A 14,741-nucleotide genomic window follows, 5' to 3' on the forward strand; every position below is an offset into this window, starting at 1 on the left:
CGCGCGGGAGTCCTGCTTCGTTCAGAGAGCGACTCCGTCGCGGAGGTAGCGCGGAACTCCGTCTTCCAAGACCTGGAGGGCGTTGACGGCCCGGGCGCGCTGGCGCTCCGGCAGCAGCGTCAGTGCTTCCGGGATCTCGAAGAAGCGGTGTTCGGAGATCTCCTCGTCGCTCGGCTTGAGCCCGGCGATTTGCTCGGGAGACAGGGCGCCGGCGTCGAAGACGAACCCGAGGAGATCGTCCCACGGGCCGTGGGGTCCGACCCAGTCGACGCACAGGAACCGCAGATCGGCGACCGCAAGGTCGAGTTCTTCACTGAGTTCGCGTCGAAGGGCGTCCTCGGGGGCCTCGTTGTCTTCGGCCATACCGCCGGGCAGATCCCAGCCCGACTTGTAGGTCGGGTTCACCAGGAGCAGTCTCCCGGCGTGATCCCGGATCAGCGCGTCCGCGGCGGCACGCTTGCGGGCCTGCCGGGCATTGCCCTCGGCCAGGTAGGCCTCGCGGCCGGGATCGCCTGGCATGGGTGCATTGTTCACTGCGGACCTTCCGGGAGCGCGAGACTGCCGAGCAGCAATCTACGGTGCTGTGTCGTGGCGGTCATCCGCGAGAGGAGCTCCCGGACCTCGGGAACCCCTCGGTAAGGGCCGAAATCAGCCCTAAGCGCGTCGAGTTGGTGGCTGAGGCGGAGAGATGTCACCGACTGGCTGGCGTTCAGCAGTTCCACGCCGACTGCGCACGCCGCGTCGGGCTGCCCTTGTGCGAGAAGGATTCGCGCCAACGTGACGTGCCCGAAAGCTCGGCTGCGGACCCGGCTCGCATCGCGCAGCGCCAAGGCGTGCTCGGCCTCCCGGGCGGCCGCTTTGAGCGCGCCGAGATCCAGGAAGACGGAGGCCGCCTCGCTGGCGAGCGCCGCTTCGTCGAACGGAGCCACCCATCTGGACGTCGGCGCCGTCCGCGCGAGAGCCAGGGCTTTGCGTGCCGTCTCAAGCGCGCGCTGTGCCTCGGACTCGCTATTGAGCTGCCCCAGCGCCCGGGCCTCCATGGCGTGGAGATGGGCTGAGAGGGTCGGCATCCGCGGGCTGGCCGCGAGGCGTGCGAGCCCGCTGCGCGCGAGATCGGCTGCGGTGTCGACCTGATCGGTCTGCAGGGCCAGGTGGCTCATGCCGGCCATCACGTTCGCGCCTGCTGTCGCGTCGGTCAGGCTCTGCGACAGCCGACGAGCGCGGTCGAAGTGGCCGGACGCCAGGTCGTCTCGGCCGGCGTCGTGGGCCATCCAGGCTGCCATCTCGGTGAGGACGACCGCCGCGCCGAAGGTGGTCTCGCTGTCTCCACCGCTGTCGGCTGCACCGAAGAGGGCTGGAGCGACGACCGTGTTGAGGTAGTGCACCACAGAGCGATACACGTGTCCGCCGCCAAGCTGGCGGTCAGCGAGACGGAAGGACTCCATGGCGGCTAGGTGGGGCGACGTCACCTCGTCGCTCGCTGCGGCAGCCGCAGGCGGAGCCTCCGGTTCCAGCAAGCCGAAGAGCTGCTCGGCTGGCTCGCCGAACAGGTGCTCCAGGACACGGCATGTCGTCGGTCGCGGAAGGCCCTTGATGTCTCCAACCATCCAGCGGTCCCAGGTAGACCGCGCGACGTACACGGAGGCGAGGGAGGCGTTGCCGTCGAGTTGGGCAACCTCGCTCGCCGCCCGCTTGAAGTGGACCGTGAACGTCTTGAAGATGCGCATGCGGTGAGTTTCGACCACCGCCGGGAAGCGGATCGCCCTGCGCATCGTCACCTCCGCCCTCAGATGCCCGTGCCGAAGCCGAGCAGGGGTACGTCGTACAGATCCGCGCTGCGCCGACGTGTCAGAGATGGCCCGTCGGAGTCGCCGACGACCTCGACGATGGGGATCTCGCAGATGAATTGCACCGTCGCGCCGAGCAGGTGAGACACCCGTCCTTCAGCCGACTTCGCCTTGAGGCCGGCCGCAACGTGGATGTGCGGAGAGAGGCAGTCCTCCTCGGGATCCCAGGCGAGCGTTCCGCCACCGAGTGCTTCAAGCGTCTCGACGTGCACCTCTTCCCGCAAGGGGGCCTCGGGGTCGGCGAGGGGTCCGCACGTGCCCACCAGGCGGGCCGCCCGAAAACCGCCGACGAAGGTCGGGACATAGCCGGACCGGATGCCCTCGTCCGCGCAGAACCGCGCGAGGCCCTCCAGGAAGTCTTCCCCGTGGTCGAGGGCGAGCACGAACTGCCTGCCGGTGCGGACCTGGGCGAAGCGCATAGTGGATGTCCTTCGTGCTGGGCGGAGGCGGATCAGGAGCGGTCGAGGAACGCCCTTACGATCTCTTGGCGGGGCATGTCGGCGGCCAGCAGGGCCGCGAGGAGCAGACGGGCCTTGTACGGGTCGAGGGTTCCCGCACCGATCAGACCGCGGTCGAGCAGGTCGCTCTCCGAGCCGGCGAATCCGTAAGTCGAGGTCAAGACGGGGCCGGCACCGATGCGGGAGGCGAGGACGACCGGCATGGCGGCCGCCAGCGCCTCCAGCCGGCTGCACCAGCTCTCGGGGACATGTCCGACGCCGAAGGCGGCCACCACGAGGCCGGAGACCTCGTTCTCCAGCCCCTTCAGGAGTGTCCCGCTGCTGCCCAGGGACGCGGTGACGATCTCCACCTGCGGAAAGACATCGGCCGGCAGCGGCACGGGCCCGATCGGCTTCGGCGAACGGTGGAGCCGCGCCGACCCCTCCGCCACGTGACCGAGCGGCCCGGTGTTGGGTGATCCGAATGCCCCGGGGCTGGTCGTGTGCAACTTCCGGACATGGCGGGCGGCATGGATCTCGTCACCCAGGACGACTAGGACCCCGGCCCCCCGGGCCTCTGCGCTCCCCGCGGTCTGCACGGCGGCCAGGAGATTCGCCGGACCATCGGCTCCGGCCGACGCGGCATTGCGCATCGCCCCGGTGAAGACCACCGGCATGGCGCCCTGGTAGTAGAGGTCGGTGAGGTACGAGGTCTCCTCGAGAGTGTCGGTGCCCTGTGTCACCACCACCCCGTCGGCACCCTCTCGCTCGGCCTGGCCGAGCCGCTCTACGAGGTCAACGATGTCGCCGGTCGCCAGGGAGGCCCCGGGCATCTGCCGGAAGTCCTCCACCCTGACTTCAGCGACGCCTTGGAGGCCGGGAACGGCGGCTACCAGGTCCGAGCCGGTCAGCGTCGGCGTGACACCTACCGCGGCGGCGGCGCTGGTCATGGCGATGGTGCCGCCGAGGGTGAGCACCAGGACAGTGCGATTCGGGGCACGGTCTGCGGAGAGCACGGAGGGCCTTTCTGACGGGGCGGCTGCGCGGACGGCTGTCATCGGGGCGAGCCGAGTTTGCCGAGGAACAGAAGGGTCTCATCCAGCGCTTCCACGGTGAGCAGACGACTGCGGGGCCGAACGAGGCCGGCCACTCCGTACTCGCCCAGAGCGTGGCAGCGAGCGGTCAACCAGTTCCAGTCCAGGCCCAGGTAGTCCGCGAGGGACCGAAGTCGGCCTGCCGGGTCCTCGCCGACAAGCACGTCGGCACCCTGCGCGTCGGTGAACACGCCTGCGTAGGAACGCAGTTCTCCGCGGGACGACGTACTGCCGGCCGCCCACAACACGCCGCCCGGCGCCCGCACCCAGTTGGCCACGACGGCTTGCTGACCGGGCACCAGGGCCACCCCGTCCACCTCCGAGTACTCCGTCTTCGGCACCACCCTCACACGGATCCCGCAGCGCTCCATCAGGGCAATGGCCAGCAGCAGCAAGACCCGCTCGTACTTCTCCGAGCGCGCCACCGCCGACTCGGGAAGACAGAAGACTCGGACGGTCTGCGCTGCCGCACTGTGGAACCGCTCAAGAGCACGCAAGTACTCCAGCTTGTGCCTGAAGAACAGCCAGCAGGCGGCTTCCTCCCCGGTCTGCTCACGAGTCCAGAAGATCGGAACTTCCCTCGCGTCCACCAGTTCCTGCTGGATATGCCGGGCACAGAACACCGATCCCATCCAACTACTACCGACCGTCGACAGGTTGACCAGCAGCTGGCTGGGAGCCGAGCGGGGCAGGGACAGGTAGGTGTCAAGAAGATCCTGCTCGGCGTCGAGCGCCTGATCATCGGACAAGAGGCCGTCATCGAGCTGGGTGAGTGCCCAGAGGATGCCGTAGGAGAGGTCGTCCAAATGGTACGCCGAGGGGATTGCTATCGGCCCGGCGGCGGGTGCTCCGGGCAGGGCGGGCCTGCGAGCGGCCGCGGCGTCGCGGACGTACACGTCGACGTCGTCCCGACCTTCCTCGACACCGACGAGGAACCCGCGGCGCGCCGGCCGTAAGAACCGCTCCAGGTCACTTAGTCCGTCTTGGTCCAGCCCGTGCACGCTGGCTTCCTCGCCTCGTCTGATGACAGGGAGAAGATGGACGGCAGCACTGGTGCCGTCGAGGCGCTGCTGCCCGGAGATCTCCCAGATCCCAGCAGGTCCGCCAGCAGGGAGCAGCAACGTGGACGTGGGCCAGCGTGAGCCGATCCGCGCAGCCACCGACTCCAACGCTGCCGCCGGTTCGCCCACTTCGGGCGCCAGGCTGAACAACTCCTCGAGGGTGTGTCCGAGCATGCGCTCCAAGATCTGAGCAGCCTCGCCGCGAGGACGGCCGGACCAGGTGCCCGACGACCACCGGTCGAACGTGGTGCGTCCGACACTGGCCGTGGCCAGTCGGCGCTTGCCGGTCTCGCGTGCGAGCTCACGACCAGTCGCCGCGAAGTGGACGCAGAACGCCTCCCACCCGAGCAGATTCCGGTCCTTGAGAAGGAGGCTGAACAGCGTCCGGCGCATCGCGGAAGCTCCTCCCTGGGCATGTACGGGCAGCGGAGCGCCTCCACACGTGGCGACGGGCGCTGCACACTTCGTGACCCTGGCTAGGATGCTCCCTAAGACGAGCCCTTAGCAATATGGTCGAGCAAATTGCTCGACCATATTGCTTGTAGGTGCCGTGGCGAGCCGTCAGACTGGCCACCATGCCAGAAGCGAAGACGCCGTGGTCGTTGACCCTCAGCGAAGTTGGCCTGCGCCTTGAGGAGTTTCGCGAACGCCGCAGCTTCACCCAAGGTGACGTCGCCGACCACGAAGTGCTGCGCCGCCGCGGTGTCAGGATCGACAAGAGCGGGCTGAGCAGGCTGGAGCGCGGACAGCGCCGCCGAGTCGCCCGCGACCTCGTCGAGGCCCTGCTCGAGGTCTACCAGGTCAATGCCGCGGAACGCTCCGAGACGCTGGCCCTCCTGAGCGCGGACACCACCCCCGCCGGCCGCCCGCGCCCCGCCCTCTGGCGGAGAAACGCGCACCTCCTGGGCCCCATGCAGTTCGAGGGGTTCTTGAAGATGGAGCGCAGGGCCACCGCGCTGTCCAACTACGAGCGCGACATCTGGCCGGGCCTCTTCCAGAGTGAGGACTACGCCCACAGCGTCATCGCCCAGATGAGACCGGATCTGCGTCCCTCCGAGGTCAAGGCGCTCGTCGACGTCCGCATGGACCGGCAGCAGCAGGTACGGGAAGGTGCACTCTCGGAGTTCCACGCCCTGGTGGACGAGCGGGTTCTACGCTCAGCCGTCGACGACCGGGCGGTGGCGCGCCGACAACTGGAGCGCAGCCTGGAGGAGTCCGAGGACTCCCGCAACACCATCCGCATCCTGCCGGAAGCAGTCGGACTACATCCGGGGGCCGCAGGCCCGTTCGTCACCATGGCCTTCCCCGAGGCTGCCCGCCAGGTCGTGTGGGTGGAGACGATGGTCAGTTCGCTGTACTTCGACGGGGAAGAAGATGTGCAGCGCTACACAGCGGCTTTCACCATTCTGTGGGAGCGGGCGCTGGACCCCGACGAGACGCGCACGCGTCTCAAGAAAAGGATCAAGGAGCTAGAACAGTGAAAGAAAAGCCGGACCCGTCCGCATTCGACCTCACGTCGGTCGAATGGACGGTGTCCACGTACAGCGGCGGTGGCGGGAACTGCGTACGGGTCGCCGTCGTGGACGGGTACGTCCTGATCGGTGACTCACAGAACCCCGATCGCCTGCCCCACGTCTACACCCCGGACGAGGCCAAGGCGTGGCTGCTCGGCGCGAAGGACACAGACTTCGACTTCATCCTCGAACTGTGACTCCGAGCTGAACCCACGCACGACAGCGGGCCGGCCCCACGGCAGATGGGGCCGGCCCGAACGTTTCTGCCCAATGCCGGGGCTCGTCACACGGGCATCTCGTCCGTCGTCCGATGCTATTAGCGCGGCTCGTCACACCGAAGGCTCGGTCTTCACCTCTATTCGGGATAGCGCACCCGTACGCAAGAAGTGGACTCCCGATGACCGAGCACGTCGTACCCCCGGCAGAGCCAGCCGCCGTTCCGATCGAGCCGCACTTCACGGTGCTGCTGCTGGAGGACGGCAGTGTGCACGTCCAGGAGGCGTTGCACCGCGCCGGCGACGGGAGCGAGGCGGCCTGGCGGCTGCTGCGGCGCCGGTACGCAGGGCGGGACGGGGGCGCGCCGGTCCGGACGAGTGTCGCGCGGCGGAGCGGGTCGGTGGACGCCTACCTCCTGGGTCCGGACGGGCCGGCTCCCGTTGCCGGCGGTCATCCTCGGCGGCTGCCTGCGGAGCCTGTCGACCCGCGGTGGATGGACGGGATGCCGGACCGGCACGATCTCCTGGAACTGGTGCGGGCGGCGGAGCGTGCCGGGGAGTGGCACGGCGCGCTGGTGGCGGCGGAGCGCCTGGCGGCGCATCTGGGGGCCGACCTGGGGGAGGCGCATCCGCATACGGTTCTGGCCGCCGAGTTGCAGGGCCACTTCGCGCTCCGGGCGCGGGAATGGGTCTTGGCGGCCCGGCTGTTCTCGGTGGCGGCCGCGGGCCGGTACGCGCTGGGCTCGCCGGCGGCGGACACCGCCCGGGCGCTGGACAACGCCGTGTCGGCCTGGACGCGCTCGCGCGGGCAGCGCGGTGCGCGTGAGGCCGGGCTGGCGCTCGCGCACCTGTTGGTCCGTGCTGCGCCGGTGCCGCGCGGTCGGCTGGCCGCCGTTCTCGACGGGCTGGGCGAGCCGGGGCGCTGAGATGGGCGGGGCGACCTCCGATGGCTGCGGGCCGGACAACAAGTGTTGTCCGGCCCGCAGCCATCGGAGGTCAGAAGACGCGGCGTCCTTCGCGGAGGGCGTGGACGATGCGGTTCAGGGCGTCCGGGATGCGTCCCGACCCCGAGGTCGCGGTGTCTGCGGCGAGTTTGGCGCTGGAGTACACCCGCGCCTCCTCGCCCCGGACACGGAAGACGTGGAACTGGTGCTGGTTGATGTCCGCCGCGTAGACGCACCGGGTCTCGATGCGGTCGGCGGCGAGGTGGTTGATCCGCATCCCCCGCTCGACCTTGCGTTGTTCGGACTCGGTGAGCTCCCGGTCGCCGGGGCGCCCCCATCCTTCGAACATGAGCGCCGCGCCGGTGATCGGGGAGTCGGCGTACTCACGCCGCCGGGGTTCGGCGGGTGGGTCGGGGAGGTGTCCGGCGAGGCGGGTGAGGGCGTCGGCGGGGTTGATGCCCCAGCTGTTCCACATGAGCGTGGGGACCACGCGCAGTTCGATCGAGTGCGAGTCGATGTCCGCCAGGTGCATGGTGAACAGGCGGGCGGGCCGGTCCCAGCCCCGCCGCTCGCCCTCGCGCGCCTCGACGGCGTGCAGCGCCGTGGCCATGGCGTCGGCCAGCTTGTCGCGGCACAGGCCGAGGGGGCTGCTCGGCATGAGGACGGTGCGCTTCTCCCAGATGGGCATGGCTGCTCTCTTCCGTGGGTGCGGAGTCCCCAGGCAGTGGTCGGCCCGCGCTTATGGGCGGGGCGTGGGCCTGGGGCTGATCGGCCGGACTGGCGGCCTCAAGGTGCTCCAAGCATACCTAGATTCATAGTATTAAGCAATGCACTTGAGGTGTTGAGCTGCCCTTTTCGCCATCGCCGGGCGGGGGGAGGAGGCAGTTGTGGTGCAGTCGTCCGGCGCACCGCTGACGACTCACGGCTGGTCGCGGTACCAGGCCAGGAAGTCCTCGGCACGGGCCTGGCCGAGAACGACGGTCAGTACGCCGTCGTCGTGCAGCTCCTGGTCGACGCCGTTGGCCTGCTCGCCCGGTGCGTTGTTCGTGGTGCTGCCGGGCCAGCGGGTGATCAGGGTGAGCAGCGCTCCGGCGGCCGGCCCTGCGGCGGTGAGCTTGAGGACGATGGTCAGTGCCTCGTGGTCGAGGTCGGCCCGGCTGCCGGGGACGGCGGAGCGCAGCCGGTCGAAGAGGTCCTGCTGGTCGGGGACGGCCGCGCCGAAGGCGTCGGCGTTCGCCTGGGCCCGGGAGGTGCGCTCGTAGAAGGTGTCGATCAGCTTGTGCGCGCTGGCGCGCAGTTCGGGCTCGGTGATGTCTTCGGGCGCGGTCACGGTGCGGTCGGCGGTTCCGGGCGGGGTGAGGGGGTGGAAGCCGATCTCGCGCTGGACTCCGTCGGCGTCGTGGAGGGTGAGGATGGTCAGGTTGGCGACGGTGTGGAGGCTGATCGTCCACTGGTCGGGCAGCGGCTTGGGCGTCGTGGTCACGGGGGTCTCCGGAAGTGGCGGGGGCGGGCGGTCAGAGGGCGGTGCGCAAGGCCACGCGCAGTGCACCGTGGATGGCGGCGCGCTGGTCGGCGGTGACGTGGTCGGCGAAGGAGAGGTGGACGCGGACGGCGGCCTCGTCGTCCTGCCAGCGGGTCAGCGGCTCGGCGTCGGGTACCAGGCGGTCGGCGGCCATACGGACGGCCCCCTCGGCCAGGTCGGGGGCGTCCGTGATCAGCCGGTGGACCGCGCCGTAGGCCGCGGCGGACTCTTCCTCGCCGAGGGAGCGCCAGGTGCGTACGGTGCCGGTTCCGGCTGCGCTGGGGATCGGTCGGTCGCGGAGGACGGTGCTGACGCCGGACGGTCCGTCGAGCGCGGACAGCAGCGTGCGGTGGACGTCGGCGGCGGCCCGGCGGACGTCGGCGGGCGAGTACGGAGCGGCGGCGGGTGCCGGGAGCTGCGCGGGTCCGGCCGACGGGGGCGACACGGCGGCGTGGCCGGCGTCCTCGGCCGTCTCCTCGTCCTGCCCTGCGCATTCTGCGGCGTAGGCGCGGTCGGCGCAGTTGCCGCACAGGCCGTCCTCGCCCTCGCCGTCGGCGGTGGAGTCCTCGCAGTCCTCGGAGGAGCAGAAGTACTCCTGGTAGGTGGCCTCCGGGATGAACCGGAGCGCCGCGGTGGCGCTGGCGAGGGTGAGGACGCCGTGCTCGAAGAGGTGGACGTCGGCGCAGTAGTGGCGGGAGCGGCGGACGGTGTGCCAGACGTCGATGCCGTGCAGCGTGCGGTGCTCGGCCGCCTCGGGGCGGGTCCAGGTGCCGCCGTCGCGGGCGTGGACGACGTATTCGGACTCGAAGTCGATCGCGGCGCGGATCTCCGCGGCGGACGCGACGGTGGTCTGGGTCATGGTGCAACGGCTCCCGGAGTGTGCGGACGGGCGGGGTGGCGTTGCCGGGCGGTCGGGGCCGCCCGGCAACGGTTCAGATGCGGGTGACGCGGTCGCCGCCGGCGACGAGGGTGAGCATCAGCCGGCGGTGCGCGTGCGGGGCGTCCCAGTCGATGCCGAGCTGCCGGATCAGCGGATGGGGGTCCCAGCGGGTGACGGTGCCGGTCGCTCCGGCGGGCAGGGGGTCGTGCTCGTCGGTGCACACGACGACCTTGATGCGGTCTCCGGGGGAGAACTCGGGTTCCACGGCGTCTTCCTTCGGTCAGGGGATGGACGGGAGCCGGCGCGGGAGCCGGGTGTTCGCGGGCGGGCGGCGTGGTTCAGCGGTGTTCGCTCTCGCCCTGGTTGTCGACCTCGACGAGCAGCAGCCGGGGCCGGTCGGCCTCGTGCTCGATGTCGACGTGGACGTAGGGGACCAGGCGCTGGCCCTTCCACTGCTCGCGCAGCCGCACCAGCACGCTGACGTCGAAGACCCGCAGCTCGTAGATGTCGCTCGGGCTGCCGCCGTCGGGGTCGGGGTCGGGGTCGGCGTCGACGACGGTCAGGTCGGCCCGGCGCACGGTGAGGCTGCTGGCCCGGGTGCGTCGGGGCATGGTCGCGGTGAACACGAGGACCGCGGTCGTGACCATGCCAGCCGCCATCAGCAAGTCGGCCAGGGTGTGCGGGTGGTAGAGCCACGCGCTGCTCAGGGCCACGGCGGCGCTGGGGAGGGCGTACAGGACGCCCCAGCGCCGCCACCGGGCCCCGGCGGACCGGGAGGGGAAGACGGGTCGGCGAACGGAATCGGGCACAGGTGTCTCCCGTGAGGATGCGCCGGACGGCGCTGCGAAGGTGCGGAGGGATCGCACGGTGAGGTCCCGACCTGGGCTCTCCTGCTCCCGGCGACAACTCAAAGATACACGTACTCATAGTATTAAGCAATGCGAGGATTCATGCTCCGCGGTCCCCAAGGAGTGGCCCCGGCGTAGGCTTTCGCGCGTGCGCCGACGGCGGCGAACGGGGCCGCCGGGATTCACGAGGGGGAGCTGCGGGCGCTGGAGCGCTGGGCGATCGACGACGGACGTCACGTGCCGCTGATCGAGGACGACATCGTCACCTCGGTGCAGGAGGGCCGTGACATCGTGGTCGTCGCCTGCGGATGCGGCGGCATGCCCGCCGTCTCCCAACCCCGCGCCACCCGCCTCGCGCCGCACATGCAGCACCTCCGCGACAGCCAGCGCCTCAAGGGCCCGGCGGGCCTGCCGCTCGGGGTCCGGGTGGCCCTGCTGATGCTGGCCGACGTCGGCCTGTTCCTCCTGTTCCAGGTGGCCGGCGACAGTATCGTTCCGCATCCGCACGGCCTGCCCGCCGTCCTGGCCCGACTTGCCTTCGTGCTGGCCGGCTTCGCCGCGGCCGCCGTCCTCACCGTCTCCCTGCGCCACTACATCGCGCCCGGCCGGCCGCCCCGGCCCTGACTCGCCGGCCCCCTGTCCGCGGACTCCTCAACGCATCGACGGTGTTGCTTAATTCTATGAGTTAGCTTAGGTTGTGTGCGGAACGGCTCCCCAGTCGCACGCGCTCCTCTTGGCCACCATGCGCTAACCACCCATCAGGAAGATCCGTCATGCCCGATGCACCCGAGTACACGCCCTACAGCATCTACGTGCTGGAGCCACACGCTGATTGGGCGACCGCCGAGAACGGTCACATCCCGATCGAAGCCCTTGCCGAGCGCGTCTACGGCAAGGCATACAACTCGCTGCGCGGATGCCAGCGGGACGACGAACACATCGGCAATGACAGCGTGAAGCTGTACGAATTCACCTCCAGCGATGACTACTTCGAGGCACTCGACGCGTTCGACGACGTCAAGATGTACATGGGCCGGGACTCCCGTACCGGTGAGAGCGTCGTCAAGACGGGCATGACGGCGGTGGACTACTGGCTGAGCATCCGCGTCGCTGACGAGAACACGCCAGCCACTGTCGAGGCGAATCCGCCACGAACGCAAGACCTTGAGGGCGCCGTGTTCGAGGACCGGTTCTTCGCCGATCGCGCCTTCTCCCCGTCGCTGAGGCTGATCCTCGCCGATCTCATCCGCCGCGGCGAAATCCCGCGCGGCGACTACCTGTTCCGGCACTGGTGGTGACCGGAACGGAACCCGACCGACGCCGCGGAATCCCACCTTGGAAGGACATGATGTCTCGCACTCTCTCCGTCGCCGAGCACCGGACACTGCTGCGTGACGCGCTGTCCGCGGCCCTGGCCACCGACGCCCGCTCCCTCCCCGTCTCGATGATGTGCACCCCGGGCACCCACCGCGCGGCCCTGTACGCGGACAGCACCGTGGTGCGCGGGACGGCCGGGCAGGGCAAGTCCTTCTGGGCGCGGGCCCTGACCGACCCGCGGCTGCGCGCGGTCGCCGCCCGCGAGTACCGCATGCCCCGGCTGGAGCGGACCGAGACGGTCACCGCCTTCGGCGAGGGCCCGGATCCCTTCCAGCCGTCGGCCGGCGAACTGCGCGCCCTGGCCGGATGGGGCGTACAGCCGACCGCCTTGTGGAGCGCCGTCGCCCTGACCGCCCTCGGCGTCCCCGACCTCGCCGGACTGCCCACCTGGACCGAGCGGGTCGACTGGCTGGTCGCAACCCCGGGGCCACCGACCGCTGCCTGGCCGAGTTCGAGAGCGCCGCGCGGTCCGCCGACACCGTCCGCCTCGTCGTGTTCGACGCCCTCGACCGGCTCCACCCCGACCGCGCCTTGGACGAGCACCTCGCCTCCGGTGTCCTCAACGTCGCCCTCGCGCTGTCCCGGCGCACCACCCGGCTGCGCGCGAAGGTCTTCATCCGCCCGGACATGCTGGACGGAGCCCTGACCGGCGTCCCCCGCGCCGAACGCGCCTTCCTGACCAGCGGTAACCGCTCCGCCGACCTGTCCTGGGGCCGGCCCGACTACCTCGGCCGTACCGGCCGGACCGAGCTGTACGGGCTGCTCTTCCACCTCCTGGGCAACCACGGCAGCGCCGAGGCGGCGGCCTTCCGCGCCGCCTGGCCCTCCTGGGAGCAGGACGGCAGCGGCCGGTTCCTCGCCCCCGCCGCACTGGGTGGCGACGCGAAGACGCAGGAGGAGGTCTTCACCACCCTCGTCGGCCGGTACATGGGCATCAACGCCCGCCAGGGCTTCACCTACAACTACCTCGGCTGCTACCTCCAGGACGCCCTGGGCACCGTCACTCCGCGCCCGTTCCTCACCGCCCTGGCCACTGCGCTGGAGACCACCGGCCGCGATCACCCCGACCACGACCGACCGCTGCACCACAACAGCTACCGCCACGGCGTGAGTTGCGGCGCGCGAGCCGCAGAACTCCACCAGGCGCAGCCCTGGGTCCGGATCGCCTTGGAACCGCTCGCCGGGCAGCAGCTCCCGATCTGGGAGGAGGACGTCTGGGAGCTGTGGGCACGCGCCACGCTGAGCGACCGGCTCCAGGAACTGGCACAGCAGGCCGTCACGGACCCGGGCCGCGCCCGGACCGGACCGCGCCACCCGGCCAACTACCCGCTCCTGCTGGAGGAACTGGTCCACACGGGCATGCTGAGCCGCCGCACCAGCGGACAGCTCGACATGCCCGACGTCTACCGCACCGCGTTCCGCCTGGGCCGTCGCGGGGGCGTCCGGCGCACCGCTCCGCTCGCGTAGTCCCCTCTCCACCCTCACCCCGCGCCCCGGCGCGACCGGCCCCGGCCGTGTCGCACCGGGGCTTCCTCGTCCCCCGGCACACTGCCCGGCACGGCCTGCTCGCTTTCACGCAGTCCGGAAGGTCCGGCCCGCGGCCCGGAGATTCGAGCGTGGACCGGTCAGCGCAGGCTGACCACGCGCACGGCCCAGCCCGAGGCGAGCGCGTCCGCCGGCGACGTGACGGCGGGCGCGCCGGCGTCGGGCACCAGGGTGAAACCGCCGCGGCGCAGGGCGTCGTGCACTCGGGACGGGATCTCCTTGGCGCCCGACCGCTCCCCGGGCGCCACGGTGACCTTGAGGACCACGTCCCCGTCGACGAGCCACGTCTCGACCTCGGGGAGGTGGGGCAGCCCCGGCCGGTCTCCGAACTGGCTCACGCCCCCGGCCCGCAGAGCCTCCCGCACGCCGGAGAGCAACGGAGCACTGGCGGTCGCGGTCACTGACGAGTCCATGCGCTGACCGTACCGGCCCGGTCCGCAGCCGGGTCCTGCTCCGGCAGGACCCGGCTCCGCCGGCCGGCCTGTCACACCCCGGGTCTCGCGCCCACCTCTAGTGACGTACGGCATCCCCGCCCATCGGACGAAGAGGTTCTTCCCATGACCGACACCCTGCTCGACCCGGCCACCTGCGCGACCTGGTTCGACGACGCCACGGCCGCGCTGGCCGCCTACGCCCGGCTCCCCTCCACCGCAGCCTGGGCCCGCCGGGCGGCCGCCCGCCGGCTGCTGCACTCACCGAACCTGCACGCCGTCCTCGAGCGGGCCGCGTTCCTGGCGCCCACCCGTGAGGCGGTCCTGGACATCGCGGCCCACGACGTCGCCGACCACTTCGTCGGGCCGTGGACCGAGCGGGCCGAGTACTGGGCGGAGCTGATCCGGCCGTCCTGGCAGGAGTCCGCCCGCTTCTGCGCCGACCTCGCCTGGAAGGCCCGCGCCGCCGGCAGCAGCACCCTCGTCCACCTGACGGCCGACCAGGCCCTCGGCGACGAGCCGACGCTCACCTCCCGCACCCGGCTGCACCTGTACGGCCTCGGGCTCCGCTACGACTTCCGCTGCGCGGCCTTGGCCGACCTGTTCACCCGCCGCGGCCGGACCGCGGACCTCGACCCCTTCAGCCGCTCCCTGCACGCCTTCGCCCTGCTCGGCCGGTCCGACCCGTACGGACTCCACCTGATCGACCCGCTGATGGAGGAGGCCGCCGATCACCCCAAGGTCGCCCACGCGCTGCTGCACGGCCTCTGGCTCGGCCACGACCTCCCCGAGCAGCCCCACCGGATCCTCGCCCTCCTCGACCGGCCCCCCTTCACCCGCGGCCCGGACGCCGTCGCGCTCTTCCGCAAGGCCGCGGCACTGCGCCGGCTGCGCCGCTTCGAGGAGGCGCTGGCCGCCATCAGCCAGGCGATGGAGGCCCTGCCCCCGGGAGCCGACCCCAACGTGCACAGCGACCTCGTCCGCGAACGCGCCCTGATCCTCATCGCTCGCGAGACCTGACCCGTC

At 70.9% G+C, this 14,741-nt stretch carries 18 protein-coding genes; 7 read left to right on the forward strand and 11 right to left on the reverse strand.

From position 1 onward, the window contains the following. Positions 1-21 precede the first annotated feature (21 nt). From ABZ861_RS21970 to ABZ861_RS21990, 5 genes are read right to left on the reverse strand one after another with little or no spacing between them, the layout of a single operon-like run. A complete protein-coding gene (locus ABZ861_RS21970; RefSeq protein WP_361632600.1) occupies positions 22-519 on the reverse strand; it encodes an NUDIX hydrolase in 498 nt (165 codons plus the stop codon). Between the two features lie 11 nt (positions 520-530). Then, on the reverse strand, positions 531-1,727 hold the full coding sequence (locus ABZ861_RS21975) for a hypothetical protein (protein WP_361632602.1): 1,197 nt from the start codon (positions 1,725-1,727) through the stop codon (positions 531-533). Positions 1,728-1,786: 59 nt separating this feature from the next. Next, complete coding sequence (locus tag ABZ861_RS21980) at positions 1,787-2,266, reverse strand: PPC domain-containing DNA-binding protein (protein WP_361632604.1); 480 nt, start codon at positions 2,264-2,266, stop codon at positions 1,787-1,789. Positions 2,267-2,298: 32 nt separating this feature from the next. Beyond that, positions 2,299-3,300, reverse strand: coding sequence for an asparaginase (locus ABZ861_RS21985; protein WP_361632606.1), 1,002 nt, complete (start codon positions 3,298-3,300; stop codon positions 2,299-2,301). Positions 3,301-3,338: 38 nt separating this feature from the next. Further along, the gene (locus ABZ861_RS21990; RefSeq protein ID WP_361632608.1) at positions 3,339-4,832 is read right to left on the reverse strand and encodes a hypothetical protein; all 1,494 of its coding nucleotides are present in this window, start codon (positions 4,830-4,832) and stop codon (positions 3,339-3,341) included. A 182-nt stretch (positions 4,833-5,014) separates the two neighbouring features. Here ABZ861_RS21990 and ABZ861_RS21995 point away from each other — a divergent pair, with 182 nt between their 5' ends. From ABZ861_RS21995 to ABZ861_RS22005, 3 genes are all read left to right on the forward strand, one after another. After that, entirely contained in the window at positions 5,015-5,920 is a 906-nt protein-coding gene (locus ABZ861_RS21995) for a helix-turn-helix transcriptional regulator (RefSeq protein WP_361632610.1), read from the forward strand. After that, a complete protein-coding gene (locus ABZ861_RS22000; protein WP_361632612.1) occupies positions 5,917-6,150 on the forward strand; it encodes a DUF397 domain-containing protein in 234 nt (77 codons plus the stop codon). The genes ABZ861_RS21995 and ABZ861_RS22000 overlap by 4 nt, the downstream gene beginning before the upstream one ends. Positions 6,151-6,350: 200 nt before the next feature. Further along, on the forward strand, positions 6,351-7,094 hold the full coding sequence (locus ABZ861_RS22005; protein ID WP_361632614.1) for a hypothetical protein: 744 nt from the start codon (positions 6,351-6,353) through the stop codon (positions 7,092-7,094). Between the two features lie 70 nt (positions 7,095-7,164). Here the strand turns inward: ABZ861_RS22005 and ABZ861_RS22010 are convergent, their stop codons facing one another. The 5 genes from ABZ861_RS22010 to ABZ861_RS22030 all read right to left on the reverse strand — a co-directional run bounded on the left by ABZ861_RS22010 (position 7,165) and on the right by ABZ861_RS22030 (position 10,323). After that, positions 7,165-7,800: a hypothetical protein gene (locus ABZ861_RS22010; protein ID WP_361632616.1), complete on the reverse strand. Its 636-nt coding sequence runs from the start codon at positions 7,798-7,800 to the stop codon at positions 7,165-7,167. A gap of 231 nt (positions 7,801-8,031) precedes the next feature. After that, positions 8,032-8,595, reverse strand: coding sequence for a hypothetical protein (locus ABZ861_RS22015; RefSeq protein WP_361632618.1), 564 nt, complete (start codon positions 8,593-8,595; stop codon positions 8,032-8,034). Positions 8,596-8,626: 31 nt separating this feature from the next. Next, entirely contained in the window at positions 8,627-9,493 is an 867-nt protein-coding gene (locus ABZ861_RS22020; protein ID WP_361632620.1) for a hypothetical protein, read from the reverse strand. A 73-nt stretch (positions 9,494-9,566) separates the two neighbouring features. Next, positions 9,567-9,779 carry a hypothetical protein gene (locus ABZ861_RS22025; protein ID WP_361632622.1) on the reverse strand — a complete coding sequence of 71 codons (213 nt, stop codon included), beginning with the start codon at positions 9,777-9,779 and terminating at the stop codon, positions 9,567-9,569. Positions 9,780-9,852: 73 nt separating this feature from the next. Beyond that, the gene (locus tag ABZ861_RS22030) at positions 9,853-10,323 is read right to left on the reverse strand and encodes a hypothetical protein (RefSeq protein WP_361632624.1); all 471 of its coding nucleotides are present in this window, start codon (positions 10,321-10,323) and stop codon (positions 9,853-9,855) included. 276 nt (positions 10,324-10,599) lie between these two features. Between ABZ861_RS22030 and ABZ861_RS22035 the strand changes: the two genes are divergently transcribed. The 3 genes from ABZ861_RS22035 (at position 10,600) to ABZ861_RS22045 (ending at position 13,206) form a co-directional block, all read left to right on the forward strand. Beyond that, positions 10,600-10,986: a hypothetical protein gene (locus tag ABZ861_RS22035; protein WP_361632626.1), complete on the forward strand. Its 387-nt coding sequence runs from the start codon at positions 10,600-10,602 to the stop codon at positions 10,984-10,986. A 149-nt stretch (positions 10,987-11,135) separates the two neighbouring features. Further along, entirely contained in the window at positions 11,136-11,660 is a 525-nt protein-coding gene (locus tag ABZ861_RS22040; RefSeq protein ID WP_361632628.1) for a hypothetical protein, read from the forward strand. A 571-nt stretch (positions 11,661-12,231) separates the two neighbouring features. Continuing rightward, complete coding sequence (locus ABZ861_RS22045) at positions 12,232-13,206, forward strand: hypothetical protein (protein WP_361632630.1); 975 nt, start codon at positions 12,232-12,234, stop codon at positions 13,204-13,206. A gap of 158 nt (positions 13,207-13,364) precedes the next feature. Here ABZ861_RS22045 and ABZ861_RS22050 read toward each other — a convergent pair whose 3' ends face one another. Beyond that, positions 13,365-13,697 (reverse strand): hypothetical protein, encoded by a 333-nt coding sequence (locus ABZ861_RS22050; protein WP_361632632.1) that lies wholly within the window; start codon positions 13,695-13,697, stop codon positions 13,365-13,367. Positions 13,698-13,841: 144 nt separating this feature from the next. Here ABZ861_RS22050 and ABZ861_RS22055 point away from each other — a divergent pair, with 144 nt between their 5' ends. Then, positions 13,842-14,735 (forward strand): hypothetical protein, encoded by an 894-nt coding sequence (locus tag ABZ861_RS22055; RefSeq protein WP_361632634.1) that lies wholly within the window; start codon positions 13,842-13,844, stop codon positions 14,733-14,735. Positions 14,736-14,741: the final 6 nt, after the last annotated feature.

Origin of the sequence: Streptomyces sp. NPDC046985 (genome assembly GCF_040644415.1) — a bacterium.
GTDB lineage: Bacteria > Actinomycetota > Actinomycetes > Streptomycetales > Streptomycetaceae > Streptomyces.